Origin of the sequence: Hymenobacter aerophilus DSM 13606, assembly GCF_000382225.1 — a bacterium.
In the GTDB taxonomy this organism is placed as follows: Bacteria; Bacteroidota; Bacteroidia; order Cytophagales; family Hymenobacteraceae; genus Hymenobacter; species Hymenobacter aerophilus.
The window spans coordinates 1-24,576 of the sequence record NZ_KB907826.1 but is presented as its reverse complement, the minus strand read 5'-3'; the positions used below and the strand labels follow the sequence as shown (position 1 = coordinate 24,576).

25 protein-coding genes are annotated in these 24,576 nt (G+C 61.1%); 6 read left to right on the top strand and 19 right to left on the bottom strand.

What is annotated here, in order from left to right; translation table 11 throughout:
- Positions 1-146: 146 nt before the first annotated feature.
- From H145_RS25070 to H145_RS0115810, 19 genes are all read right to left on the bottom strand, one after another.
- Positions 147-473 carry a DUF6660 family protein gene (locus H145_RS25070; protein WP_215137426.1) on the bottom strand — a complete coding sequence of 109 codons (327 nt, stop codon included), beginning with the start codon at positions 471-473 and terminating at the stop codon, positions 147-149.
- A gap of 205 nt (positions 474-678) precedes the next feature.
- Positions 679-1,149 (bottom strand): DUF305 domain-containing protein, encoded by a 471-nt coding sequence (locus tag H145_RS0115895; protein ID WP_019949148.1) that lies wholly within the window; start codon positions 1,147-1,149, stop codon positions 679-681.
- 163 nt (positions 1,150-1,312) lie between these two features.
- Complete coding sequence (locus tag H145_RS0115890; RefSeq protein WP_019949147.1) at positions 1,313-1,834, bottom strand: hypothetical protein; 522 nt, start codon at positions 1,832-1,834, stop codon at positions 1,313-1,315.
- A 74-nt stretch (positions 1,835-1,908) separates the two neighbouring features.
- Positions 1,909-4,425, bottom strand: a complete 2,517-nt coding sequence (locus H145_RS0115885) for a multicopper oxidase domain-containing protein (protein WP_019949146.1) — start codon at positions 4,423-4,425, stop codon at positions 1,909-1,911.
- A 238-nt stretch (positions 4,426-4,663) separates the two neighbouring features.
- Positions 4,664-4,873 carry a heavy-metal-associated domain-containing protein gene (locus H145_RS0115880; RefSeq protein ID WP_019949145.1) on the bottom strand — a complete coding sequence of 70 codons (210 nt, stop codon included), beginning with the start codon at positions 4,871-4,873 and terminating at the stop codon, positions 4,664-4,666.
- 198 nt (positions 4,874-5,071) lie between these two features.
- Complete coding sequence (locus H145_RS0115875; protein ID WP_019949144.1) at positions 5,072-5,458, bottom strand: DUF6799 domain-containing protein; 387 nt, start codon at positions 5,456-5,458, stop codon at positions 5,072-5,074.
- A gap of 174 nt (positions 5,459-5,632) precedes the next feature.
- Positions 5,633-5,968 carry a hypothetical protein gene (locus tag H145_RS21665; RefSeq protein WP_019949142.1) on the bottom strand — a complete coding sequence of 112 codons (336 nt, stop codon included), beginning with the start codon at positions 5,966-5,968 and terminating at the stop codon, positions 5,633-5,635.
- Positions 5,969-6,029: 61 nt separating this feature from the next.
- Positions 6,030-6,809, bottom strand: a complete 780-nt coding sequence (locus H145_RS0115860; protein ID WP_019949141.1) for a succinate dehydrogenase/fumarate reductase iron-sulfur subunit — start codon at positions 6,807-6,809, stop codon at positions 6,030-6,032.
- Between the two features lie 229 nt (positions 6,810-7,038).
- On the bottom strand, positions 7,039-7,371 hold the full coding sequence (locus tag H145_RS0115855; RefSeq protein ID WP_019949140.1) for a four-helix bundle copper-binding protein: 333 nt from the start codon (positions 7,369-7,371) through the stop codon (positions 7,039-7,041).
- Positions 7,372-7,450: 79 nt separating this feature from the next.
- Positions 7,451-8,077, bottom strand: a complete 627-nt coding sequence (locus tag H145_RS22975) for a helix-turn-helix transcriptional regulator (RefSeq protein ID WP_157541680.1) — start codon at positions 8,075-8,077, stop codon at positions 7,451-7,453.
- Between the two features lie 11 nt (positions 8,078-8,088).
- Positions 8,089-11,310: an efflux RND transporter permease subunit gene (locus tag H145_RS0115845; RefSeq protein WP_019949138.1), complete on the bottom strand. Its 3,222-nt coding sequence runs from the start codon at positions 11,308-11,310 to the stop codon at positions 8,089-8,091.
- Between the two features lie 107 nt (positions 11,311-11,417).
- A complete protein-coding gene (locus H145_RS0115840) occupies positions 11,418-12,563 on the bottom strand; it encodes an efflux RND transporter periplasmic adaptor subunit (RefSeq protein ID WP_019949137.1) in 1,146 nt (381 codons plus the stop codon).
- The gene (locus tag H145_RS0115835; protein WP_019949136.1) at positions 12,547-13,161 is read right to left on the bottom strand and encodes a hypothetical protein; all 615 of its coding nucleotides are present in this window, start codon (positions 13,159-13,161) and stop codon (positions 12,547-12,549) included. Before H145_RS0115835 ends, H145_RS0115840 begins: the two co-directional genes overlap by 17 nt.
- Position 13,162: 1 nt before the next feature.
- Positions 13,163-14,362: a TolC family protein gene (locus H145_RS0115830; protein ID WP_169513204.1), complete on the bottom strand. Its 1,200-nt coding sequence runs from the start codon at positions 14,360-14,362 to the stop codon at positions 13,163-13,165.
- 160 nt (positions 14,363-14,522) lie between these two features.
- Positions 14,523-15,077, bottom strand: a complete 555-nt coding sequence (locus H145_RS22970) for a heavy metal-binding domain-containing protein (RefSeq protein ID WP_019949134.1) — start codon at positions 15,075-15,077, stop codon at positions 14,523-14,525.
- A 48-nt stretch (positions 15,078-15,125) separates the two neighbouring features.
- Entirely contained in the window at positions 15,126-15,830 is a 705-nt protein-coding gene (locus H145_RS0115820) for a DUF305 domain-containing protein (RefSeq protein ID WP_019949133.1), read from the bottom strand.
- Positions 15,831-15,877: 47 nt separating this feature from the next.
- Positions 15,878-16,834, bottom strand: a complete 957-nt coding sequence (locus H145_RS22965) for a heavy metal-binding domain-containing protein (RefSeq protein ID WP_019949132.1) — start codon at positions 16,832-16,834, stop codon at positions 15,878-15,880.
- Between the two features lie 60 nt (positions 16,835-16,894).
- The gene (locus H145_RS24890) at positions 16,895-17,026 is read right to left on the bottom strand and encodes a hypothetical protein (protein WP_262489237.1); all 132 of its coding nucleotides are present in this window, start codon (positions 17,024-17,026) and stop codon (positions 16,895-16,897) included.
- Between the two features lie 128 nt (positions 17,027-17,154).
- Positions 17,155-17,628, bottom strand: coding sequence for a hypothetical protein (locus H145_RS0115810; RefSeq protein WP_019949131.1), 474 nt, complete (start codon positions 17,626-17,628; stop codon positions 17,155-17,157).
- Positions 17,629-18,050: 422 nt separating this feature from the next.
- On the opposite strand from H145_RS0115810, the gene H145_RS21645 reads away from it, so the two are divergent.
- The 6 genes from H145_RS21645 to H145_RS0115780 all read left to right on the top strand — a co-directional run bounded on the left by H145_RS21645 (position 18,051) and on the right by H145_RS0115780 (position 24,494).
- On the top strand, positions 18,051-20,315 hold the full coding sequence (locus H145_RS21645) for a heavy metal translocating P-type ATPase (protein WP_019949130.1): 2,265 nt from the start codon (positions 18,051-18,053) through the stop codon (positions 20,313-20,315).
- A gap of 12 nt (positions 20,316-20,327) precedes the next feature.
- Complete coding sequence (locus H145_RS0115800; protein ID WP_019949129.1) at positions 20,328-20,705, top strand: cupredoxin domain-containing protein; 378 nt, start codon at positions 20,328-20,330, stop codon at positions 20,703-20,705.
- 11 nt (positions 20,706-20,716) lie between these two features.
- The gene (locus H145_RS0115795) at positions 20,717-21,340 is read left to right on the top strand and encodes a helix-turn-helix domain-containing protein (RefSeq protein WP_019949128.1); all 624 of its coding nucleotides are present in this window, start codon (positions 20,717-20,719) and stop codon (positions 21,338-21,340) included.
- A 95-nt stretch (positions 21,341-21,435) separates the two neighbouring features.
- A complete protein-coding gene (locus H145_RS0115790) occupies positions 21,436-22,071 on the top strand; it encodes a DUF305 domain-containing protein (protein ID WP_019949127.1) in 636 nt (211 codons plus the stop codon).
- An 83-nt stretch (positions 22,072-22,154) separates the two neighbouring features.
- Positions 22,155-23,150, top strand: coding sequence for a DUF4396 domain-containing protein (locus H145_RS0115785; RefSeq protein WP_157541678.1), 996 nt, complete (start codon positions 22,155-22,157; stop codon positions 23,148-23,150).
- Between the two features lie 99 nt (positions 23,151-23,249).
- Complete coding sequence (locus tag H145_RS0115780) at positions 23,250-24,494, top strand: hypothetical protein (protein WP_019949125.1); 1,245 nt, start codon at positions 23,250-23,252, stop codon at positions 24,492-24,494.
- Positions 24,495-24,576: the final 82 nt, after the last annotated feature.

The following is a 24,576-nucleotide window of genomic DNA, read 5'->3' as shown; positions in this document are numbered from 1 at the left end:
AACCCTGCGGCGCGGCGGCCCCGGCCCAACGGGCGGGAGCGGCGGCGACATGACCCGACCCAGCACGAATACGCGCTAAGCCTGACCAGCCGGACAGCATAAAGCGTCCGGCGGCCCAGTGGGGTCAGCAGGAAAAAAAGAAAGGGTTAAACCCAGGGTGGCTGCCACACGCCGCCCGGCATCCGGGTCGGCGCTTGTTTCACCAGCCGGGCCCGATGCGGGCCTACGTTCCAGGCCGGGGCCGGGGCGGCGGTCCACAACGGGGCGGGGGCAGCCGGGGCTACAACGCCAGCGCAGCAGTGACACTGGCATAATGGGGAGCACCAGTCGGCGCGGCTGGCCCCGTCCAGGTCGGAATGCGCCGCTACGGTTGTCTGCCCCACCTGTTCCACGCACCCCACAGCCTCGTCCATGCACGGCAGGCAGGACAGGCAGGTGATATAAAATGAGAACAGCAACGTGAGCAGGCGCATTGGGATAAAGGTACGCAACTCTAGTGGGTTCTGTTGAGCCTAAGGCGAGCCGGAAGCCCGTCCAGGGCATCAGGGTCCGCATACCTCAAAGCAATTCCATGCTTACCGGGAATTTCTGTTCCTACTATTGTGCTACCCCCACTACAGAAAATAGCAGCGTACCGCCCTGTTGTCCAACGTTCCCTGACTGGCACAGGCGGGCCAGCTATCGGGCCGCCCGCTCGCGCTCCAACCGGCCGATCATCTCCTTCATCTGCTTGATTTCGCGCTCCTGGGCCTCGATAATCTCATCGGCCAGCTTCCGTACCTCCGGGTCCCGGATATCGGCCCGCTTGCTGACCATGATGGCAATGGAGTGATGCGGAATCATGGCCTTCATCCACAGCGTGTCGCCCACGAAGGTCTGGGAGCGCACCATAAACGTGACGATAACGAACGCCACCAGGCTGCCGCCCATAATCAGGGCATTGCGCTGCTTGTTGGGGTACATTTTCCACATGAAGCCCATCATAACCAGGGTCATCGGCACCAGCATCAGCAGGGCCATGTACAGGCGGGTGAGGCTGAAATACACGTGGTCCCACTCGTACACGTTCAGGTACATCACCACATACATGGCTACCAGCGAGGCGCCCAGCATCAGAAAAAAGCGGGAATAGGGGGTTTTGTGCTCCATATAGAGGGCGGGATTAGGAAGAAAAAAAGAAGTGAGTGCTTAACCGCCAGCTGTTGGAGTTACTGCTCGAAAACAGGCGGTTGTGCTGAATGTATGAATGCACCGACGGTTTGCCTCGGAGCAGGTATTGCTCCGCCCGGAGGCGAAGCAGTGAAGGGCCGTGCTAAGCCGGCTTCGCCTGATGTTGCTGCCGACGCAGGGGCACATCGAGCAGCATGGGCAAACCCTGGATTACGGCCAGGATGATATACTGGTAGCCTTCGAGCAGCTCGTGGTTGAAGAACAGGGCCACGGCCCCCACCAAATTGAGCAGGGCGGCCAGGCCGTAGAGCTGTTTGCGGCGGGTGCCCTCTGCAGCCGTGGCAGTGTAGGCGAAGCCCAGGGCCCCGAACAGAAACCAGAGCGTATGGAAGCTGAAAGGCATAATGGATTTGGCCTCGGCCGCGTGCGCCCAGTAGTTCTCGGCCGTGGCCAGCACCGTGGCCCCGGCCCACACCCACACCAAGGCATTGCGCTTGTCGAGCAGTAGCGTCATGCCTACCGGAATCAGCATAGCCAGTATCCAGGTCCAGAGTACGGCACTGTGACCTTCTTCCATCGTGCGGCCGATGTACTCGGTTATCAGGTAGGACACCGTAACAGTGAGGCCCCACCACAGCAGCAAAGTTTGACGGGTAATAGTCATGTGAGCAAACAAACAATGAAAGACGCTAATTATGAGTCATTTATCAAGCAGGCGGCAAAACCGCCGGGCCAGAATTAAAACCGGACGCTCAGGCCGCCGCCGCCGCCGAAGCGGTTGTCGTAGCTGCCCATGAGCGAGAAATTGCGGGAAAGCATGTACTCCAACCCGGTGTTCCAAACCACTTCCTTCGTGAAGCTCCGGTTGTTTTCCAGCTTGTTCACCCAGCCGAAGTCGGCCTGAAACTCATAGTAGCCGAACGCCAGCAGGCGGGGGAAAACCATGATTTCGCGGCCCAGGCTCAGGCGGGGGCGCAACTTATTATCGATGCGGGCGTCGAGGCTGAACAGGTAGGGCGTGAGAAAACGCAGGCCGGCCACGGCCGTGGTGGAAGTCTCGGTCATCATCCGGCCCGGCCCCTGCTCGGTGGGGGCCGGGGCGGCCCGGCGACGGGTGTTTTCCACGTTCACGCCCCCGAACACGCGCAGGTAATCGTAGAGGTAACGCTCGTAGGTGGCCTCCGTTTCCATATTGCGGTTCCAGCCGTACTCCACGCTCAGGTTGAACTGGTTGCGGATATCCGACGACATCAGGTTCAGGCTGCTCATGTGCGAGGCCACATCAAGCCGGCCCCAGGTGTAGTAGCGGTTGGTTTCGCGTAGCAGCTTGCTCACCGGGGAGCCCTTCAGGCGCGGGTCGCGGGGCGTGTCGTAGCTCACGATGCGGGCCATGCCGCCAGTGAGGTGGTAGAGGATGTGGCAGTGCAGAAACCAGTCTCCATACGTATCGCCGAGCACCTCAATCGTGACCTGCTTCATGGGCGGCACATTCACCGTGTGCTTGAGGGGTGAGTACTCGCCGTTTTCGTTGATGACCCGAAAAAAGTGCCCGTGCAGGTGCATGGGGTGGTGCATCATCGTCAGGTTGTTGTAGGTGATGCGCGTAACCTGGTGGTCCCGAATCGGGATTTTATCGGCCGACGACAACGGCACGCCGTTCATGCTCCAGATGTAGCGCTGCATGTTGCCGGTGAGGTTGAGCAGGATTTCACGCACGGGCAGACTGTCGGCGTAGGCCGTTTTCTGCGGGGCGCGCAGGTAGTCGTAGCCGTACTCCGAGAACATGTCCATACCGCCCATAGCCATGCCGCTCATGCCTCCCTTTTTCTGACCGCCGCCCATGTCCATGCCAGCCATCGGCTTGTCGGCACCCTTTTTCATGCCGCTCATCGGCATCTGGTGCCCGGCGTGGGCCGTGTCGGCGGGCATGTTCATGCCCTCCATCTTCTGGGTATCCTTCATTGGCATGCCGGCCATAGCGGGCTTGGGTTGCGCGGGCTGGTCGTTCATCTTCATGCCGTCCATCTTGTCGCCGCTGCCCATGTCCATGCCAGCCATCGGCTTGTCAGCGCCCATCTTGTTGCTGCCCATATCCATACCACCCATCTTTCCGCTTTTCCCCTTCATATCCATCTGCATCCCCCAGTTCTCCTTCATCTGCTGGGGGTCGACGTGGTTAGGCCGGAACTTAAGGGCCGGCGCGCCCATGCGCATCTTCATTTTAGCCATCTGCTGCATGAGCCCGATTTTGTCGGGTTTGGCCAGCACCGGGGAGGCCAGCACCGGGCCCGCACCAATGTAAGCCGAGGTAGTGCCGGAGCCGTCCTGAGCCATGGCCCGGAGCTCCAGCTGACCATTGGCCGGCACGGTAACCAGGAAATCGTAGGTTTCGGCCACCGCGATAAAGGTTTTGTTGTGCTTCACTGGCACCACGTCCTGGCCGTCGGCGGCCACCAGCAGCGGGTCCTCGCCCCCAAATGTCATCCAGAACTGAGTCGAGGCCGAACCGTTGATAATGCGCAGCCGCACCCGCTCGCCGGGCTTGAACTCGGGGTAGTGCTGCACCGGCTGGCCGTTCACCAGGAACGCATCGTAGTACACGTCGGCAATATCGAAGCCTTCCATGCGCTGCTTCCAGAAGTTGAGCTGGGCCCCCAGGGCCCCGCAGGCAATTACGCGGTTGAGCGGCGTGGCCGTGCCCTTGCGGATGTTGTACCACTCGGTGCCCCGCTTCAGGAAGCGCAACACGTTTTTAGGCTTCTGATTGGTCCAGTCCGAGAGCACCAGCACCAGGTCCTTATCGTAGGTCAGGCGCTCCTGCTTGGGCTCAATCACAATGGAGCCGTACACGCCACTCTGCTCCTGCAGCATAGTGTGCGAGTGGTACCAGTAGGTGCCGGCTTGCTTGAGCGGAAACTCGTATTTCAGCGTCTGGCCCGGCTGGATGGGGGGCGTGTTGAGGTAAGGCACGCCGTCGTAGAAATTGGGCACCAACAGCCCGTGCCAGTGCACCGACGTTTCCACGTCCATCTCGTTCTTGACGTAGATAACGGCGTAGCCACCCTCCTTGAACCGAATGGTAGGGCTGGGAATACCGCCGTTCACCGTCATGGCTGGCACCAGCTTACCGGCCTTGTTCACCGCCTCCTGGCGCATGGTCAGGGTGTACACGGTCGTGTCCGTCTGGGCCCGGGCCGGCGGGCCAGCCAGCAGCAGCGTCAGCAGTGGAAGAAGGAGTAGCAGATTAAATTTCATGTCGATGTTGTTAAGATACCCGTTGGGTAATTGGCCTGCCAGAATTGAATTCAAGAGGGCGGCTAGTTGGAAAGCGCTTGGTTTACGACCGTAGCGTGGGGGCCGTTTGGTTGCTGTTTCCACGGACTGTTGCATAATTTCGAGCGCCTTTTAACCCAGCTAGGTCGCCTGAATGCCAGCGTCTGAAAACAAAAAAGCCCGGTCTTGCCGGGCCTTTTTCGTTCTGCGAGTTCACCGCTTATACCGTCTGAATCTTGAATCCGGCATCCTCCACGGCCCGCACTACCTGCTCGGCCGTTAGTTTGTCGGAACTGACCGTGAGTAGCTTGTCGGGGTTGGCCGTATCCACTTGCCAATTGCCGGCTCCGGCTTCCTGGTTCAGCGTGGGCGTTACCGACTTAATGCAGCCGCCACAATTGATATTAGTTTTGAATTTCAGGGTTTGCATGGTAAGTAAAAGCTAGGGTAGCTGAGCACGTCAGGCTACGGGTTTATAACAAACAAGGTACGCGGCCAGTGCCGTGGTAAGGGTGCAGGATTAAGCTTAGAGCTTGCATGATTCTGCGACCAGGAGGCTGGCAAGACAGCTAAATGCAAAAGGGCCGCGCCGCCACCAGCGCGCCCCTTTTCAGGGTAGATGCGGCAGCTACATTTTCATGTTGCCCATCTTGGCGCCCCGCTTCATTTTACCATTTTTGTGCATCTCTTCCATCGTGGTCATCTTGCCGTCCATCATCATGCACTGGCCGTCCTTCATCGTCATGGTGGTGCCGTCTTTCATGGTGCAGGTACCATCGGTTTTGCAGACGCTACCGTCGCTCATGGTCATGTCTTTGGTCATGGGCATCATTTTGCCATCCATCATCGTCATCATTTTGCCGTCTTTCATCGTGCAACCGTCCTTGGCCATCTGGTCTTTGGACATCTGGCCGCTCATCGGCTTGGTGGCGGGGGTGGTCTGGGCCTGGGCTTGCAGGCAAGCGCCACTGAGCAGCAGTAGCAGCGCGGGCAATGGTTTCAGTGCGTTTTTCATGGGGAAGGGGGAAGTAGTGTTGGTGAGAAAATCGTTGATAAACAAAGTGTTATCACTGGCCGAATCGTCCAGTTTCGGCAGTATCAAGGAAGCAGCAGGAAAGGAGGAGGCCAAAACGGCAAAGCCCAACTACCAACCGAGTGGGCTTCGGCTGGAAAGGATTGCCCTTGATTTTTAGGCTGGGGCCACCGTTTCATCGTGCGAGGCGGAGAAGGCGGGGTTTTCTCGCAGGGCCTGAACCATCTCCGAACTCAGGGCCTCGCTTGAAATGCCGTAACCGTCCACCAGCGTGCCTTTCACGCCGTGCCGGACCGAGGAAATGGCGTACACCACCGCCTCGTCGCCGGGGTCCGACATGCCTTCGAAGCGGTAGTGCTTATCGACCAGGAAATCGTTCGGAGAAATCTGCAGGGCATTGCCGTGGCAGACCAGGCAGTTGGCGTGGAGGTTGAAGTCGACGGTATAGCCTTCTCGATTCAGATGGTTCAGCACCTCGGAAACAGTGGTCATGGGTATCATTTGCATTGGGTGGTAAGGGTAAAATCGGGCAGTAGCCGGCTGGCCACCACCGTTAAGCCAGCATTTCGGACGTGGCCTTGGCCATTAGGTACTCGTGGTTGAGGGTGGCAATGTCGGCCAGCGTGATGCCCGCCGGGCATTCGGCCGCGCACGAGCCAATATTGGAGCAGGAGCCGAACCCCTCCCGGTTCATTTGAGCCACCATGTTCTCCACGCGGCTCTGGCGTTCGGGCTGGCCCTGGGGCAACAGCGCCAGCTCACTCACTTTAGCCCCCACAAAAAGTACGGCCGACGAATTCTTGCAAGCCGCCACGCAGGCCCCGCACCCAATGCACGTCGCCGACTCAAACGCCCGCTCAGCAATGGCCTTCGAAATCAGGATTTCGTTGCCGTCGGGCGCGCCGCCCGTATTCACGCTCACGTAGCCGCCGGCCTGCATGATGCGGTCGAACGCCGACCGGTCGCAGCTCAGGTCTTTGTTGAGGGGGAAGGCCCGGGCCCGCCAGGGCTCAATGGTGATGGTGGAGCCGTCGGTGAACGTGCGCATGTACAGCTGGCAGCTGGCCGTGTTAAATTGCGGGCCATGGGCGCGTCCGTTAATAAACAGGGAGCACGAGCCGCAGATGCCTTCCCGGCAGTCGTAGTCAAAAGCCACCGGGTCGTGGCCGGCGTGCAGCAGGTCTTCATTGAGTACATCGAGCATTTCCAGAAACGACATTTCGGCAGAAATACCCTCAACTACATACTCCATCATCGCCCCCTGGGCCTGCCGGTTTTTCTGCCGCCAGATGCGGAGCGTAAAGTGCAGCAGGGTGTTCTCAGTAGCAGCCATATGTCGTCCAGTAAAAGGGTTAACGCCGGCAGTGGAAATGATGGGCCAGAAACGCCGTTGGTTTTCACTATCCTAATTTCCGGCGTTTCCGGGGGCGCTACCATGATAAGCAGCAGGCAGACGCACGATTTTCGTCATTCATGGCCGGCAAAGGATTGTGCAGCGTAGAAACGACAAAGCCCGGTCGCTAAACGACCGGGCTTTGCTGAGAACGAAGGAGGGCCCGCGGTTAAGCAGCCATACCTGCCCGGCAGGCTTCTTCGCAGCGGCGGCAGGCGTCGGCGCACTCCTGGCAGTGCTGCATGTGCGTGTGCTTGGCGCACTCGTCGCCGCAGGCTTTGCAGATGTCGGCGCACAGGCTCAGCAGATGCTTGGCATGGTCCGAGCCGCGGGCCACGTAGCGGGCCGTCAGGGCGCAAATGTCAGCGCAGTCACGGTCGAGCTGAATGCAGCGCACCATCATCTTGATATCATCTTCCTGCAGGCAGGCGGTGGCGCAGTGCTCGCACGAGGCGACGCAGGCGTTGAGGGCGTCGAGCAGGGATTGGTTCTTGTTATGCATGGGAAACAGCTTAAAAGGGTTAGTGGAATCTTCCTTGGTATACTCTGTGCTGCGCGGCCGGTTTTGCGCTGGCTACCCTTCAGCTTGCATCATTTGGCGTTGCTGCTTTACTGTTCGCCGCCTCTTCCACGGCGTGGAGCTGCTGGCGATAAACAGACGGTGCGCAGTGCATGAATCGTCGAAACTGCCCCGAGAAGTGCGCCAGACTATTATAGCCCAGCTGCCGGGCAATCCGGCCGACATCCCATTGGGAAGCGGCCAACAGCTGCTGCGCGTAGGCTAACCGTTGGTGGGTAATGTAGCCGAGCAGGCTTTCCTGGTCAGGCAGCTGGATAAACAGGCGGTGCAGTTGGCGCATACTCAGGCCTACCGCCTGCGTCAGAGTCGGAACAAAGTCCCGGTGTCGGATGGCATTGGGGCGGCGCAGCAGTTCATTGACCGTTCGTTTTACCTGCGCCACCATTGCGTACTCAGGGTCAGCCAGCAAATCGAAGCCCGCTTCGGCCAGCGCTTCCCGAATACGTTGCCAATCCAACTCGTCGGCCGCGTGGGCTACCGTGACGGCTCCCAGGCGCACATCATGTACCGTCAGGCCTATCTTTTCCAATTCCCGCCATACCACTCGAATACCGCGCGCGCACACCATATGCTTGACATACAATATGCAGCCGGCCTTATTGGGTAAATATCTAAAGGGAAAGGACACGGATAGGGACGTTAGGCAACTGGCTGAATGATATTCTGGTCGGCCGGGGGCGTGAAGGGCGGCGCGTCCAGCTCCTGCGGGTGCGCGTCGAGGCTCACTTCCTGATGGGAGGCGAAGTACTGGGCCAACGCTTTTTCGCCTACCAGCCAGAAAACCACCGGCGTCACGATGATGTCGAGGAAGGTGGAGGACAGCAGGCCGCCCAGAATCACGGTGGCGACCGGGTAGAGGATTTCCTTACCCGGCGCGTCCTTGGCCAGCGTGAGCGGCACCAGCGCCAGCGCGGCCACCAGGGCCGTCATCAGCACCGGCACGAGGCGTTCGAGCGAGCCGCGGATAATCATGGGCATGCCGAACTTCTCGCCTTCGTGCTCGACGAGGTGGATGTAGTGCGAAATCATCATGATGCCGTTGCGCGAGGCAATGCCGGTGAGCGTGATGAAGCCCACCAGCGAGGCAATGCTGAACGTGCCGCCCGTGAGCAGCACCGCCACCACCGAGCCGATGAGGGCCAGCGGGATGTTGAGCATAATTTGCCCCACCATCAGCGAGGACTTGAAGTGCGAGAACAGCACCAGGAAGATACCGGCCAGCGAAAACAGGCTCAGCCACAGAATCTTCTGCGAGGCCGACTGCTGGCTCTCGAACTGCCCGCCGTAGGTGAGGTAGTAACCCGGCGGTAGCTTCACCTGCTGGTCAATTTTGGCCTGAATCTCCTTCACCGTGGAGCCCAGGTCGCGCTCGGCCACGTTGAGCGAGATAGTGATGCGGCGCTGGGTGTTTTCGTGGTTGATGGTGTTGGGCCCCGGCTCGTACACTATATCGGCCACCTGGCTCACGGGTATCAACGCGCCGCTGGGAGTTTCAATGCGGGTCTGGCTGATGGCGGCCAGGTCGTTGCGCTGGGCTTCGGGCAGCTTCACCACCAAATCAAAGCGCTTCTGGCCGTCGACCATCTGCGAGACCACGGTGCCCTGAAACAGCGTTTCCAGGTCGCGCACCAGCTCGCCGCGGCCCATGCCGTAGGCGCGCAGGGCGTCGTCCTTGGGCCGAATCAGCAGCTGCGGAATCTGCACCTGCTTTTCCACCTGCAGGTCTACCACGCCGGGCACGGTGCTGGCGGCGGCCCGCACCTCGTTGGCGTAGCGGCGCAGCTCCAGCAAGTCGTTGCCGAATACCTTAATGGCCACCTGGGCCCGTACCCCGCTCAACAGGTGGTCGAGGCGGTGGGAAATGGGCTGACCGATGTTCACGTTCACGCCCGTTATCAGGCTGAGCTTTTCGCGCATGTCGGCCAGAATCTCGTCGCGGCTACGCATGGTTTTGCCCTCTTTTTCCAGCTCGGCTTCGGTCTTGAAGGCCACCTCGATTTCCGAGTTGTTCACCGCTTCGGCGTGCTCATCAAGCTCGGCGCGGCCGGTGCGGCGGGCCGTAAAGGCCACTTCCGGAATCTTGAGCATCTGCTGCTCGCCCAGCGTGCCCAGGCGGTTGCTCTCGGTGAGCGAGGTGCCGGCCGGGGCCGAGAAATTCACCGTCAGGGAGCCTTCGTTGAAGGGCGGCAGAAACTCGGTGCCGAAGAAGGGAATAAAGGCGAGGGCCCCAACCAACAGCGCGCCGGTAACTCCCAGCACCGTTTTAGGATGAGCCAGGCCCCAGCCCAGCAGCCGGGTATCCTTTTTCTTGAGCCAGCGCACCAGCCCGCCGTCGGTTTCGGCGTGGTCCATCTGCTTCATCTTGGGCAGCAGGTAGTAGCAGAGCACCGGCGTCACGGTGAGCGAAACGAACAGCGAGGCCACGATGCTGGTGATGTAGGCCACGCCCAGCGGCGCGAAAATCCGGCCCTCCATGCCTTCCAGGGCGAACAGCGGCAAAAACACCAGCACCACGATAATGGTGGCGTACACGATGGAGTTGCGCACCTCCGACGAGGCCGAATACACGACGCGCAGCACCGGTTGCGGGTCGGGCCGCTGCTTGTTTTCGCGCAGGCGCCGGTACACGTTTTCCACGTCCACGATGGCGTCATCCACCAGCTCGCCAATGGCAATGGCCAGCCCGCCCAGCGTCATGGTGTTGATGCTGATGCCGGCCGCCTTGAACACCAGCGCCGTAACCAGCAGCGAGAGCGGAATGGCGACCAGCGAAATAAAGGTGGTCCGCACGTTCAGCAGGAAGGCAAACAGCACGATAACCACCAGAATGGCCCCGTCGCGCAAAGCTTCCTCCACGTTGGTAATCGAGGACTCGATAAACTCCGACTGCTTGAACAGGCGCGTGTTCACTTTTACGTCGGGGGGCAAAGAGGGCTGCAGCTCCACCAGGGCCTTTTCCACGGCTTCCGTCAAACCCACGGTGGCGGCGCCGGGCTGCTTCTCGATGCTCAGAATCACGGCTGGCTGGCCGTTCACGCTGCCGTCGCCGCGCTTGAAGCGGGCCCCAAACTCCACGTTGGCGACATCGGCCACCCGGATGGGCGACTGCTCGCGGTAGCCCACCACGATGTTTTCAATGTCTTCGACCGAGCGCAACCGGCCCAGGTTACGAATGAGCACCTCCGAGCCGTTGCGGTCGAAGAAGTTGCCGGTGGTGTTCAGGTTCGACTTGCGCAGGGCCTCTTCCACTTGGTTGGCCGTGAGGCCGGTGGCATTCAGGCGCGGCATATCCAGCAATACCTGATACTGCAAATTGTCGCCGCCGATGGGGATTACCTGGGCAATGCCGGGGATGCTGAGCAGGCGCTGGCGCACGGTGTAGTTGGCCAGCGTGCGCAAATCGGCGGCGTTGGTTTCCTTACCGCCCGACAGGCCCACGAGCATTATCTGGCCCATCACCGACGAAATGGGTCCCAGTACCGGCGTGATGCCCATCGGCAGTTGCCCGGCGGTGGTCTGCAGCTTCTCGCTCACAATCTGGCGGGCCGTAAAAATATCGGTGCCGTAGTCGAACTCCACGAACACCATGCCCAGGCCGATGGCCGAGTTGGAGCGCACTGCCGACACGCCGGTGGCCCCGTTTAGGGCCGTTTCCACGGGCAGCGTTATCAGGGCCTCCACTTCCTCGGGGGCCATGCCGGGCGCTTCCAGGAACACGGTTACCCGGGGGCGGTCCAGGTCGGGCAGCACATCCACCGGCAGCTGCTGCGCCGTGTAGGTGCCGGCAATGATGAGGCCCAGGGCAAAGGCCAGCATGAGCAGGCGGTTTTGCAGGGCAAAGCGAATTATCTTGTCAAGCATCTTTTTTAGCTGTTAGCTCACAGCAGGGGTCTCATTTTGGCCCTTCGCTGATAGCTCTCGTTCAGAAAAAAGCTGACAGCCAATAGCCATCAGCTAATAGCTTCAAATTACTGGTTGAGGTAGATGGACTTGAGCTGATAGGTACCGGCCGTCACCACCCGGTCGTTTTCATTCACTTCGCCCTGCACCAGCACGGTTTGCTCGCCGCTGACGGCGCCGGGCTGCACGTAGCGAATCTTGAACCGCTCGGGTTCGGTGTGCACAAACACCACGGGCTTGCCGTTGAGGTCGGTGATGGCCGAGGTGGGCACCACCAGTTGGGGCTTGCCGCCGCCGGTCTGGCCCACTACCTGCACGTTCACGGCCTGGCCGGCCCGGTAGGCGCTGCCTTCGGTGGCATCCAGCTCCAGCACCAGCTGGCGGGCCTGATTGACGGGGTTCACCACGTTGCTGAACACCACGAGCCGGGCCGGCACGCCCGCCTGGCCCTGCAGACCCTCCACCCGGAAAGCGGCCCCCGGCGTCACCTTGGCCAAATCCTGGGCAAATACCTGGGCTTCTACCCGCAGCTTGCCGGGGTTGATGACCCGGAACAGCTCGTCGCCCTGGCTGACCTGCTGGCCCACGGCGAGGCTGAACACGTCCACGGTGCCGCTTACCGGCGCGCTGATGCTGACGCGGCGCTGGCCCGCCTGGCCGTTCTGAATACCAGCGTTCTGGCGGGCCTGGCGCAGGCGCAGCTCGGCCGCCACCACGTCTTTGCGGGCGGCGATGTCGGCAATGCTCTGCAGGCGGGCATAGTCCTGCTGGGCCGCGCGCAGCTCGGCCTGGGCGTTGGCCCGCTCGGTGCTGAGCCCAATTTGCTGGGTGGCATCGAGCGTCTGCTCGATAACGGCCAGCGTCTGGCCGGCGCGCACCTGCTGGCCCACCCGCGCGGCCAGGCTTACGATACGGCCGCCCTGGGGCACCACCACGCGGCCCTCGCCGCCCGCCGCCGCCGACACCGTGCCGTAGAGCGTGGCCCGGCTGTATGTAGTGGAGTAGGCGGCCAGGTTGGTCTGCACCTGAAACAGGAACTGGCTTTCCTTGGGCAGCAGTACCTCGTCGGTGAGGGCCACACCGGTGCTGGCCTTGGCCTCGCCGCCGTGGTCTTCGCCGCCGTGGGCCTGCACCAGGCCCGGGGGCGGCAGCAGCACGCTCAGCACCAGACCGGTGGCAGCCGTAAGGGCCAGAAACTTATGCTTGGTTTTCATAAACGGCAGAATTAGGGGTGGAAACCGGCGCGGCAGGGCGGCGGCGGCGCAGCAGCAGGGCCGTCAGGCCGATGCCGAGTACGAAGGCCCCGATCAGGGCCATAATGGTTTTCCAGGAGGAAAAAAGCGAGACGGCGGCCGCCGGAGCCGTGGTAGCCACGGGCAGTTTCTCCCCCACCTTAATACCTTCGAGCAGCAGCAAATCGGCCTTGTCGCCGGCCACGATGTTGGCCGTGAAACTGTAGGTCTTGTCGGCCGGAAACTGGCCTTCGACCAGGTAGATGCCCGGCTCCTGCTCCGTTACGGCCCACTGCAGGCTGGCGTCTTCCGGCGTGGTGAGCGTGAGCTTGGCCCCCTTGATGGGCACGTTGGTGGCGTAGTCGGAGAGGAACAGGCGCAGGTCGGCGGGCTGGCCGCCTTCCAGCGGCTCGTAGCGCAGCAGCACCTCGAACTGTTCCGAGAGCGCCGCCACGGAAAACGATGTCGCGCCGGCCGCCGTGCCCGCTTTGGCGCCGTCGCCGTGGTCCTCGCCCCCGTGGGCGCGGGCTGTCCCGCTCAGCAGCAACAGGCCCAGCAGCAAAATCAGGAGTTGTTTCATGTTATTCACCCCGCAGGTAGTTAAGTTCGATGAGGGCCTGACGGTAGTCGCGGATGGTGGTCAGGTAAGTATTTTGGATGGTAAAGGCCTGGTTGAGGCTCTGAATTAGGACCAGGTAGCTGATTTCGCCGGCCCTAAACAGGCGCTGCGACTGGCTGATGATGGCGCCCGACTGCGGCACGCCGGTCTGCTCGTAGTAGCTCAGTGCGGCCGAGAACTTGCGCGTATCGGCCAGCGCCTGCTGGTAGAGGCTGCTCAGCTCCAGGCGCTGGGCCTGCAGCTGGTAGCCGGCCGCCTCGCTGCGGGCCGTGGCCGCCTGCAGCTGCGAGCGGTAGGTCCAGAACCAGACAGGCACCGACACGCCAAACTGGAAGCGGTAGCGGAGCGCCGAGTTCTCAAAGGCCTGATTCTGGTACCCCACCGTGAGGGCCGGCGTGCGCCGGGCCCGCACCAGACTGATACCCGACTGGCTCAGGGCCACGTTCTGGGTAGCGGCCGCCAGCGTGGGGCTGCGCACCAGGGCCGCGCTGTCTTCGGCGGGCAGGACGCTGAGCAATGCCCCGCCGGTTTGCACCAGCTCGGGTCCGCTACGGCGTAGGTCGGTACTGGAAATAAAGTCGGCTGTGGGCTCGCCCAGCAGCAAGCCCAGGCGGCGCCGGGCGGCGCGCAAATCGGCGGAGGCCTGCAGCAGCTGCACGGCTACCTGCCGGGCTTCGGCTTCGGTACTGATGCGTTGCAGCGACGTGATTTCCCCAGCCGTAAACAGTCGCTCGGTGGCCACCCGCAGTGCCTGATACAGGCTGTCCTGGTAGGTGAGCTGCCGGACCTGGGCCTCTGCAAACTGCAGGCTCAGGTAGGCCAGCCGGGTGTCGCGCAGCACCGTGGCGCGGCTTACCTCGCGGTTACGCTCGGCCAGGCCGATGCCCGCCTCCGCTACCTGGCGCTGCCGCCGGTACACGTTGGGCAGGTCAATGGTTTGCACCACGCCCGGCGCCCACCGCTCGCCCGTGGGCGCCGAAAACAGCACATCCGGATTGGCCGGCGCAAACGAGCCCCGCTTCAGGGCCCGCTGCTCCTCAATCTCGCGGTCCGACTGCCGCAGTCGCGGATGGCGGCGCAGGCTCCGGGCTTCGGCGCTATCGAGGCGGATAGTGGTTTGGGCATGGGCTGCTTCCCGGCCTGGCCCTAGCAACAGGGCCATCAATAAAGCCAGCAGGAGCATGCCCCTGGCCCCGCTTGGGGTTTTTAGATACTTCATAATGTCAGGTTAGGATCCGCCGATGGGCCGCCCGCTGTTGCAGCAGCAGACGGCCCGGGACGGAGAGGTTCCGGACGCCGGGCGTCCGAAAAACAGGCTCCGCCTACGCCTTTTTCACGAGGGCCATGCCGCACTTCGGGCACGAGCCGGGCTTGTCGCTGGCGCTGCCTTCGCACTGCATGGGGCACTCGTAAGCAGGCCCCGCGGCCTTGCTGGTTTTAGCCGCCCCGTCCAGCTTCTCAAAGCGGGCCGAAAGCGACTTGCCCTGGGCTTTCAGGCTGACAATAGCCGTGCGTACGGTGATGCCAGCCGGAACCTGCGCTACGAGGTGGTCGCCGGCGGTTGTCAGGGCTACCGTGCTGGTTTTGCCGGCCGTGGTCAGCAGCATTACCGTGCCGGTGGTGCCTGTGAGGGCCATGGGGGCCTCCTTGCCATCGAGCAGGTACACGTGTACTTCGCCGGTCTGCTGCACCAGCTCCAAATGGTAGGCGCCGGCTGTCCGGACTACACCCCCGTGGGGCGACTGATGGGCGTGGGTTTCGCCGGCCGCTTTATTGCCATGCGCGGCTGCGCCGGGCTGGTGGCTGTGCTGGGCCTGGGCCGAGAAAGAAGCGGTGGCCACGAGGGCGGCGGCGAGCAGGATTTGGGAAATCTTCATGGGAAAACGAAAAGTGGGTTGAGAGAAAAAAGCAGGAAGCGCGGAAGGCTACATTTTGTCGGCATTCTGGGCATGCCAGGTCTTGAAGGCGTCTATTTCCTTCTGCTGAGTATCAATCATCTTCTCAGCCATTGCCTTGAGCTTGCTGTCTTTGCCGTGGGTCACTTCAGCTTTGGCCATATCCATGGCGCTCTGGTGGTGAGTCGTCATCATCATATTGAAGTTCATGTCCGGGTTAGCCACGGTAGCCGACGTGTTCTGCATCATGGTTGTCATCGACGTCTTCATCTGGGCCGTGAACGGGTCATTCGGGTCTTGGGGCTTGTAGTTGGTCGGGGCATTGTCGAGGCGGGTGGCCACGGCTTCCAGCTCCCCGATTTCCTGCTGCTGGTCGGCCTTAATTCTCTCGGCCATCTGCCGCATAGTGGCGTCCTTGCCGTCGCGCAGCTCGATTTCGGCCATGGCCACCGCGCCTTTGTGGTGCTCCAGCATCATGTGGGCAAAGTCATGGTCGGTGTTACCCTTCATTTTCATGGCGTCCATCTTGGCCATCATCTCATCCATTGAGGCCTTCAGGGGCGAGTCGCCGCCCATCGTGGAGTGGTCCATCGTCGAGTGGTCCATCGGGGCCATGTCGTCGGCCGCGCCGGTTTCCGTGGCGGCGCCGGTTTCCGTGGCGGTTTTAGTGTCGCAGCTGCTCAGCAGCAACGTGCCGGAGCACAGCAGGGCAAAAAGAAATGCTTGGGTTTTCATGAGTTCAGGGGATTAGTGAAGGGAAAAAGCGCGACCGAAAGAACCGCCTAGCTGGCGGCCGGGCCTTTTACATTGATGGTAAAGTCGCCGGTGTGGATTTTGCCGGCGTGGTTGAACTGCAGGAACACGCGGTAGAGGCCGGGCGCCTCGAAGTTGGTGTTGAAGCCGATAGCGGGGCCTTTGTCGGCCTGGTCGTTCGGATGCACGTGCAGGTAGCGCTCGGTGTCTTCGCTGATGACCACCACGTGGCCCAGCGCGCCCAGGTAGTTGTCGAGGTCGGTTACGGGCTGGCCGTTTTTGCTGATGACGATTTTCATGCCCAGCAGCTGGCCGGTATTCAGTGGTTTATCGAAGGCCAGCGTGGCCGTATAGCCATCCTGCTCCCAGGCCATATCGTCGTTTTTGAACTTGACGGGCGCGTATTTCGGCCCCTGCACCGTCACGGGCTGGCGGCCCAGCTGGTGGCCGCCCCCGGTGGGCGAGTAGTCCTGGAACAGCACGAACTCACCACCTTTAGGGAAGGTGTAATCCACTTGGTAGTCGCCCTGAGCCGTGTACTCGGGGTGTTCGTGGTAGAACTGCGAGAGGTCTTTGCTGACGATAATCAGGTGAATCTTCTTCTCGTGCACCACGGCCAGCGGCACCGGCGCGGCTTCGTTGCCGGTTTCCTGGGGGGTGAAAGAAAGTTTAGCGGGTTGCCCGGCTACCAGCTGCATGGGCTGGGGGGTAAACTTCATCTGGTAGGTCTTGCCGTTGCTGGCGGGCAGGTCGGTGTGCTCCAGGTTCATGCCGCACTTGGGGCACGTTTCGCCCGCCTTGGTGCTGGTCACCTCCGGGTGCATGGGGCAGGAATAGATGTGGCCACCGGCGTGCTCGTCGGTACCCGCCGCGGGGCCTTCGGTGGGCGTGGTAACGGTGTCACTGCTCGAAGCTGTATCGGATGAGCAGCCGGCAACGGTAAACAGGCTGACCACGGCCAGCAGCGGAACAAATAGGCGCTTCATATAGAAAGAGGGAAATGGCGGAAAACGGTGGGAAATAGGGCCCGGCCAGGGCCCGGAAGGCTACGCCTGCCACTGCTGCCAGAGCACGAAGCCCAGGGCGGCAGCCACTACGGCGTAGAGCAGGTAGGAGGGCCAGCGGCGACCTGGCCCCGACGGGGCCGAGCCACTGGCCGCCTCACAACAACTCTTCATTGCAGGGGCGGTAAAACCAGGAAATAAGGGAGGAGGGGCGCGGCCAGGCCGCGCGGACGAGCAAACGAAAAGGCCCGCCCCGGACATAGCGTAGCTATGCCGGCGCGAGCCTCAGCGCGTCGAAAGAATCAGACAGTCAGCGACTGAATGTAAATCCGGATGTCCGGAATTTTGGGTTTTAGCTGCCGCGGCGGAACCAGCGCAACGGTAGCCGTCTGGTCCCACTTGCCCGCCAAGGGGCGGTAATGAAATTCTATGGCTGTCGGCAGCACGGCCGGCGCGGGGGTAAACAGGGCCTTTTGAGCCGGGGTCGTCAGCGCCGAAAGCAGCGCCGCCGAATTATCCTTGCAGCAGTCATCCTGACTGCCGGCCGACTTGGCAGGGTGCTGGTCCGGCTTGGTAGAGTGTTCGGCTACGGCCCCGTGGCCCGGGCAGCCCGGGTGCGCTGGTTTAGCCGCAACGGGGTGGTCCGCCACTGCCATCTGCATCGCTGGCTCCGGATTCACTATCGCGCATACACACTGCCCCACGAACACGTTGATGAAGACGAGCAGAAAGCTCGTCGCCAGCAAACGGCGGAAGGGGAACAGGTTACGGAACATAAATGAGCACGAAGCAACTGCAAAAATAGGCTTATATCCCGAAAAAGCTGACGGGCTGCCCACTGGTAATGCCAGTAGAAGGTGATGCTACTTGTCTTATTCTAACTGATTTATTGCGCCAAAGGGTTCATTCTGAGGCTACGCCTGGCAATTAGCAGGTTAGGCCTCGCGTGCGGGCTGCCCGCCGAGCACAAAATTATACAAGTGGCCGCCGCAATTTTGCATGCCTTATCTGGAGTAGCGGTAAGAAATGCCTCCTTGGTCTGTAGGACGGTTTTCTTCAGGGTATCCGTCAAATTATGCTATTCTGTGGCCGGATTCAGTACCAACCCCGGCCGCGGTAAGCCGTTTCTTTGTAGAGGGATGGTAACGCTTGGCCAACCGGCTAAAAGGTTGCTACCCTGTTTTATACATAACTACTCATGGAACCCGCCACCAAAACTGAAACCCTCGACATCGAAGGCATGACCTGCGCCTCCTGCGCCTCGGCCATCGAAAAGTCGCTGAGCCGGGCCCCCGGCGTGCAGAGCGCGCTGGTTAATTTCGCCACCGAGAAGGCTACCATCCAATACGTTCCCGGCCAGGCCAGCCCAGCTACTCTCAAGGAAGCCGTGGTCAATGCCGGCTATGGCGTGCTGGAGCGCGCGCCCGATACCAGCGCGGCCGAGCGTAGCGACGAAATCGACCGCCAGAAGGCCCTGGCCTACCAGAAGCTCAAGCGCCGCTTCTGGGTGGCCACGGTCCTGGCCATAATCATCATGCCACTGAGTATGCTGATGCTCTGGCCGGCCATGATGGCGCGGGTAAACATGCCCTTGCTGAATTACGCCCTGCTCCTACTCACGCTGCCCGTGCTGCTCTACAGCGGGCGCGAGTTCTACGTGTCGGCCTGGAACGGCTTCAAGCACCGGTCGGCCAACATGGATACGCTCATTGCCGTGGGTACCGGCGCGGCATTTCTCTACAGTCTGGCTGCTACCGTGGTGCCGGATTTCTTCACCAGCCGGGGCCTGATGCCCGAAGTGTACTACGATACCACGGCCACTATCATTGCCCTTATTCTGCTGGGCAAGGTAATGGAGCTGCGGGCCAAAACGCAGACCTCGGCCGCCATGCGCAGCCTCATTGGCCTGCAGGCCAAAACCGCCCGCGTGGTGCGCTCCGGTGGCCAGGAAGCGGATGTACCCATTGAGCAGGTGCAGCTCGGCGACATCGTGGTGGTGCGCCCCGGCGAAAAAGTGGCCACCGATGGCCGCATTACCGAGGGGCAGTCGGCCGTGGATGAGGCCATGCTCACCGGCGAAAGCCTGCCCGTAGAAAAGAAAACCGGCGACCCCGTATTTGGGGCCACGCTCAACAAAACCGGCTCCTTCCGCTTCGAGGTAACCAAAGTTGGGGCCGATACCATGCTTTCGCAGATTGTGAAGCTGGTGGAAGATGCCCAGGGAAGCCGCGCCCCCATTCAGCGGCTGGCCGACAAGGTCAGCGCCATCTTCGTGCCCACGGTGGTGGTCATTTCCATTCTCACGTTCGTGCTGTGGTTTGACCTGGCCCCGGCGGACACGCGCCTGCCGCTGGCGCTGGTCAACTTCGTGGCCGTGCTCATTATTGCCTGCCCCTGCGCGCTGGGCCTGGCCACGCCCACGGCCATTATGGTCAGTACTGGCAAGGGGGCCGAGCATGGCGTGCTCATCCGCAACGCCGAGGCCCTCGAAAAGGCCTACCAAGTAAACACCGTGCTGCTGGATAAAACCGGTACTATTACCAAGGGCGAGCCGGCGGTAACCGACTTCGTGGCGCCTGGCCAGGACGCTCCGCGCCTGTTGCAGGTGGTGGCCGCCGTGGAGCGGCAGAGCGAGCACCCGCTGGCCGAGGCCGTGGTGCGCCACGCCGACGACCAGAGCGGGGATAAAATGACGGCCACCGACTTCCGGGCCGTGGAAGGTAAAGGCGCCGCCGCCACCGTGGATGGCCAGGCCGTGCTCATCGGCAACCGCCGCCTGCTAGCTGAAGAGGGCATTGACCTATCGCCCGAGCTGACTGCCCAGGCTGAGCAGCTGCTGAGCCAGGCCCGAACCGTGCTTTATGTGGCTGTCGCCGGGCAGGCCGTGGGCCTGCTGGGCGTCGCCGATACGGTGCGCGACACGTCGGTGGCCGCCATCAAAAAGCTCCAGGCCCTGGGCATCGAGGTGGTGATGATGACGGGCGACAACCCCCAGACGGCCGCCCAGGTGGCGGGCCAGGTGGGCATTACGCGCTACTTCGCCGAGGTACTTCCGGCCGACAAGGCCGGCAAGGTCAAGGAGCTGCAGGGTGAAGGCCGCATCGTGGCTATGGTCGGCGACGGTATCAACGACGCACCCGCCCTGGCCCAGGCCGACATTGGCCTGGCCGTGGGCTCAGGTACCGACGTGGCCATGGAAGCGGCCGGCATTACGCTCATGCGCTCCGATTTGAACGGCGTGGTCACGGCCATCGAGTTGAGCCGTCAGACCATCCGCACCATCAAGCAGAACCTGTTTTTCGCCTTTATCTACAACACGCTGGGCATTCCCGTGGCGGCCGGGCTGCTCTACCCCTTCTTTGGCATCCTGCTCTCGCCCATGCTGGCAGCGGCCGCCATGGCCCTCAGCTCGGTTTCGGTGCTCACTAACTCGCTGCGCCTGCGCTCCTTCGACAACCACTAACTCTCGCCTATCATGGATACTTCTCAAATCATCGTTACCATCGTCGGCTTGGGCCTGGCGGCGTTTGTCGTGTGGTACTTCTTCTTCTCGGCCCGCCAGACGACCAGCGCCGTTTCTTCATCGAGCGGCGTGCAGGAGGTGGATATCACCGTTAAGGGCGGCTATTCACCCGACATTATTGAGGTCGAAAAAGGCAAGCCCGTGCAGCTCAGCTTCTACCGCGACGAGGAGAATAGCTGCTCGGAGGAGCTGCTGATGCCCGACTTCAGCATCCGCCGCGACCTGCCGGCCTTCAAAACCACGCTGGTGGAGCTGCTGCCCGAAAAGGCGGGCACGTTTACGTTCACCTGCGGAATGGGCATGCTGCGGGGCAGCCTGGTGGTGAAATAATGCGGCATCCTATGAAAGTCGACGTCAGTATCGCCCACGTGCTGCCGCCGCCGGGCGCGTACCGGCTGCTGATTAAGAACATGGTCTGCCCCCAGTGCATCCGGGTGGTAGACGAAGACCTGGCGGCCCTGGGACTACAGGTCCACCGCGTGGCGCTGGGCGAAGCCGACGTATCAACGCCCGACGGCGCGGCCCCTGACTGGGCGGCCATCCGGAGCCGCTTACACGAGGCAGGCTTCGAGCTGCTGGAAGACCCCCAGGACCAGCTGGTAGACCGCATTAAAACCCTGCTGGTCGCCCTGATTCACTACCCTCCGCCGAGCCCGCGGCTGCTCAACTACTCCGATTACCTGGTCGAGCACCTGGGGAAGGACTACCACTACCTGTCCCACTTATTCTCCGCCTCCGAAGGCCTGACGATTGAGAAGTTCACTATCCGCCAGAAAGTGGAGCGGGCCAAGGAGCTCATCAGCTACGCTGAGATGAGCATGGCCGAAGTAGCGCAGCAACTGGGCTACAGCAGCCCGGCGCACCTCTCGCGGCAGTTCCGGCAGGTAACCGGCCTAACGCCGACCGACTTCCAGCAGCTTGGCCCCGGCCCCGCCGCCCGCCGCGGGCTGGATTCGTTGATTTGAGCCGCAAATTATGTAAGCGGCAGGTTCGTTCACATAAATCCTGGCTGCAGGCACTGCGTTTTAGCCATCAAAAAATCGTCATTCCAACCTGATTTATGAAAAAGCTACTCCGCCTTCCTCTGTTAGCCCTGGCCCTGGCCTCCGTTTCGCTGACTGTCTCTTCGTGCAACAAGGACGATTCTGATAGCCTGGCAGTGCAGGCCCACGACCAGAACACCATGATGACCATCATGCACGACATGATGAAAATGATGGATGCGATGCCCAGAACCCAGGACCCCGACCAGGACTACTCCATGATGATGGTCATGCACCACCAGGGTGCCATTGACATGTCGCAGGAGGAGCTCAAAAACGGAAAGGACACACAGATGCGCGACCTGGCGACACGCATCATTGCTGCCCAGAAAGCGGAAATTGCCCGCTTCAATACGTTCCTGGCCGGGCATAAGGTTGAAACGCCCCTTGTGCCGGCGTTCAATGCGCGCCAGAAGATGGCTATGGAGAAAATGATGCGCGCCAACGACCTGCGCGTCATTACCGGCAACACCGACCGCGACTTTGCCCAGCTGATGCAGGACCATCACCAGAGTGCCATCGAAACCTCGCAAGCAATCCTGGACCTGGGCCGCCACCCGGAAACCAAAGTCTTGGGCCAGGAAATTATTGATTCGCAGATGATGGAAATCAAGGAGATGCAGGAATGGCTGCTCAAGAATAAGGGCTACTAGGCCCCGGCTTAACTTTTAAAAAGGCAGCGGACCAATTCAGGCCGCTGCCTTTTTTTTTCATCCTTATCCCTACTCCTATGAACATGCACGACACCCCCTGGGCTCCGGCTTGGGCGCTCTGGATTTGGTTTGGGCTCACGCTGTTATCTGTTGCCTATGTGGCCTGGGACCTGTTTACGCGCACTCCGGAGATGAAAGTAATGAAATGGGGCTGGGTGCTCGTCCTGCTTTATACCGGGCCAGTAGGGCTGCTGATTTACTGGTTTTCCTGTCGCGAGCCCTCCCCGGGCACCCACGAGCAGTTCATCGCCCCGCTGTGGAAGCAGGCAGTGGGCTCCACCATCCACTGCGCGGCAGGCGACGCCACGGGCATTATCGTGGCGGCGGTCATCACCAGCTTTTTCAGCCTGCGGATGGGCGTAGACATCTGGGTGGAATACGTGGCTGGATTCGCTTTTGGCCTGCTCATCTTCCAGGCGCTGTTTATGAAGGATATGATGGGCGTGAGCTATGGCGAAGCATTGCGTACCTCCTTGCTGCCGGAGTGGATGTCGATGAACGCCATGATGGCTGGCATGCTACTTACCATGGTTATTCTGATGACGAGCGATATGCGGGCCATGGAAGCCACCTCGCCCTGGTTCTGGGCCTCCATGTCGGCGGCCACGCTGGTTGGCGTGGTGGTGGCCTATCCGGTTAATTACTGGCTGGTCAAAAATAAGCTCAAACACGGCATGGGCACCGAGCGGGCCCTGGGCCACGGTGGCTCCCCGCTACAAGAAGAAGCCGCTCCAGCGCATATGGACCACAATAAGGATACAATGCGCATAAGTTCCAACAGCCTACCCACCGCATCAACTGCCACCCACTCCGGCCACAACAGCACCGTGCTTCCGGGCATGAACCTGAACGAGGAAGCGCAGGTTTCGGGGTGGCGCAAGGCCTTCGTTACCCTGCTTACGGTATTGATGCTGGCAGCAGGCTACTACCTGGCTGCCCGCTACGGCGACTTGTCCATGCGGCCGGGGGAAGCCATGGACGAAATGCCCGGCATGCCGATGCCCGGCCACCGGATGTAGCCGGCCCGACCGGGGTCGGCATCTACTTACGCCAGCAGCATAGTGGTTGGGGCGCGAGTTCTAGGCAACTTAGCTGCTTTATTGGTCTTACGTCTTCTTATGTCTGCCGCGCTCCCACCCCTCATCCAGTCCTACAAAGCTGATTCCGAGTCCGTCTATAATACGTGGTTCATCAACAACGAGGACCGGCTGAAGGCCTTCCGCTCCATCCGGCGCGGGGTGCAGCAGGTGGTGAAGGACATCAAGGTCGGCAGTTTCGGTAACGATTTCAAGGGTACTTCGCTCGAATTCGTGCTCAGCGTCATCAGCGAGCAAAAGCAGGTGTTTCAGGGCGCAGCCCACCCGTTCTACTGGAAGCCCAAGCTGCGCATCCCCGACATCTACGAGCACGAGGACAACAAGCGGGCCTTCGGCCAGTTTCTGGAAAGCTGCCTGGCGGCCACTACCGAACAGCAGCTGCTGCGCGAAATCGATATTCTCGACCGTCGCAAAATAAAGGGGCTGGGACCAGCCGTGGCCAGCATCCTCTATTTCCTGCATCCTACCCTGATGCCGCCCTGCAACACGGCCATCGTCAACGGGTTCAATGCCTTGTTCGGGGAGAAAATCAAGCTTGGCTCCTGGTCCGAATACCTGCGAATGCGTGCTCGGCTGCGCGACCTCAATCAAGAACACCGCCAGCATCTGAGTCTGGATTATGGCGCTCTGAGCGGCCTGCTCTTCGACGTGGGTGTTAAGAAGCTGATTGTGGGCGACCAGCAATTTGCCACCGATGAAGACCGTGACAAGTACCAGCAGCAGGCCCAGAAGCGCCACAAAGAAGTCCAGAACGAAGTTCAGGAGGAAAACCAGCACACCGAGATGCAGCACCACTTACTGCGGATTGGCAAAGCCCTGGGCTGCGACGTAACCACGGCTATCAACGACCGCAACCGTCTTTGCGGGGGCCAGAAACTTTCGTTTCTGTGCCTCGACCAGCACCCCGAACTACCCGTGCCGGCCGACGTGGCCAGCACCATTCGCCTGATTGACATTGTGTGGTTCGCGCCCGGCACCAGCCGCGTAGTAGCGGCCTTCGAAGTAGAGAAAAGCACTAGCATCTACAGCGGCATCCTGCGCCTGACGGATTTAGCCTTTTCCATGCCCGAGCACGAAACCGATTTGTATTTGGTAGTACCCGATGCCCGTGAAAAGGAAGTGCAAGCGCAGCTCACGCGTCCCGCTATCCGGGCCGCCGGAGCCACCATTCGTTACGTTCGGTTCTCGGAACTGCGCCAGCACTGCGAGGCCCTGTGCAAGTTTGGCGACTCGCCGGCGGCCATGTTGAAGATTGTCTCGTCCTAGAAAAAGTTGACCAAAAACTTGGTTAACTTATGGCATCACTGTCTGACTTGCGTATGCAAAAGCACGCGCTTTCCATGCGCCA

What these genes read in the sequence shown, in the direction of transcription:
- H145_RS0115800 (WP_019949129.1), top strand. Translation starts at nt 20,328, where the DNA reads ATGGATACTTCTCAAATCATCGTTACCATCGTCGGCTTGGGCCTGGCG.
- H145_RS24890 (WP_262489237.1), bottom strand. Translation starts at nt 17,026, where the DNA reads ATGAAGAGTTGTTGTGAGGCGGCCAGTGGCTCGGCCCCGTCGGGGCCA.
- H145_RS0115840 (WP_019949137.1), bottom strand. Translation starts at nt 12,563, where the DNA reads ATGAAAACCAAGCATAAGTTTCTGGCCCTTACGGCTGCCACCGGTCTG.
- H145_RS0115880 (WP_019949145.1), bottom strand. Translation starts at nt 4,873, where the DNA reads ATGCAAACCCTGAAATTCAAAACTAATATCAATTGTGGCGGCTGCATT.
- H145_RS0115810 (WP_019949131.1), bottom strand. Translation starts at nt 17,628, where the DNA reads ATGTTCCGTAACCTGTTCCCCTTCCGCCGTTTGCTGGCGACGAGCTTT.
- H145_RS22965 (WP_019949132.1), bottom strand. Translation starts at nt 16,834, where the DNA reads ATGAAGCGCCTATTTGTTCCGCTGCTGGCCGTGGTCAGCCTGTTTACC.
- H145_RS0115785 (WP_157541678.1), top strand. Translation starts at nt 22,155, where the DNA reads ATGCACGACACCCCCTGGGCTCCGGCTTGGGCGCTCTGGATTTGGTTT.
- H145_RS0115860 (WP_019949141.1), bottom strand. Translation starts at nt 6,809, where the DNA reads ATGGCTGCTACTGAGAACACCCTGCTGCACTTTACGCTCCGCATCTGG.
- H145_RS0115830 (WP_169513204.1), bottom strand. Translation starts at nt 14,362, where the DNA reads ATGGCCCTGTTGCTAGGGCCAGGCCGGGAAGCAGCCCATGCCCAAACC.
- H145_RS0115835 (WP_019949136.1), bottom strand. Translation starts at nt 13,161, where the DNA reads ATGAAACAACTCCTGATTTTGCTGCTGGGCCTGTTGCTGCTGAGCGGG.
- H145_RS0115875 (WP_019949144.1), bottom strand. Translation starts at nt 5,458, where the DNA reads ATGAAAAACGCACTGAAACCATTGCCCGCGCTGCTACTGCTGCTCAGT.
- H145_RS22970 (WP_019949134.1), bottom strand. Translation starts at nt 15,077, where the DNA reads ATGAAGATTTCCCAAATCCTGCTCGCCGCCGCCCTCGTGGCCACCGCT.
- H145_RS0115790 (WP_019949127.1), top strand. Translation starts at nt 21,436, where the DNA reads ATGAAAAAGCTACTCCGCCTTCCTCTGTTAGCCCTGGCCCTGGCCTCC.
- H145_RS21665 (WP_019949142.1), bottom strand. Translation starts at nt 5,968, where the DNA reads ATGACCACTGTTTCCGAGGTGCTGAACCATCTGAATCGAGAAGGCTAT.
- H145_RS0115855 (WP_019949140.1), bottom strand. Translation starts at nt 7,371, where the DNA reads ATGCATAACAAGAACCAATCCCTGCTCGACGCCCTCAACGCCTGCGTC.
- H145_RS0115890 (WP_019949147.1), bottom strand. Translation starts at nt 1,834, where the DNA reads ATGACTATTACCCGTCAAACTTTGCTGCTGTGGTGGGGCCTCACTGTT.
- H145_RS0115780 (WP_019949125.1), top strand. Translation starts at nt 23,250, where the DNA reads ATGTCTGCCGCGCTCCCACCCCTCATCCAGTCCTACAAAGCTGATTCC.
- H145_RS0115820 (WP_019949133.1), bottom strand. Translation starts at nt 15,830, where the DNA reads ATGAAAACCCAAGCATTTCTTTTTGCCCTGCTGTGCTCCGGCACGTTG.
- H145_RS0115795 (WP_019949128.1), top strand. Translation starts at nt 20,717, where the DNA reads ATGAAAGTCGACGTCAGTATCGCCCACGTGCTGCCGCCGCCGGGCGCG.
- H145_RS0115885 (WP_019949146.1), bottom strand. Translation starts at nt 4,425, where the DNA reads ATGAAATTTAATCTGCTACTCCTTCTTCCACTGCTGACGCTGCTGCTG.
- H145_RS21645 (WP_019949130.1), top strand. Translation starts at nt 18,051, where the DNA reads ATGGAACCCGCCACCAAAACTGAAACCCTCGACATCGAAGGCATGACC.
- H145_RS0115845 (WP_019949138.1), bottom strand. Translation starts at nt 11,310, where the DNA reads ATGCTTGACAAGATAATTCGCTTTGCCCTGCAAAACCGCCTGCTCATG.
- H145_RS0115895 (WP_019949148.1), bottom strand. Translation starts at nt 1,149, where the DNA reads ATGGAGCACAAAACCCCCTATTCCCGCTTTTTTCTGATGCTGGGCGCC.
- H145_RS25070 (WP_215137426.1), bottom strand. Translation starts at nt 473, where the DNA reads ATGCGCCTGCTCACGTTGCTGTTCTCATTTTATATCACCTGCCTGTCC.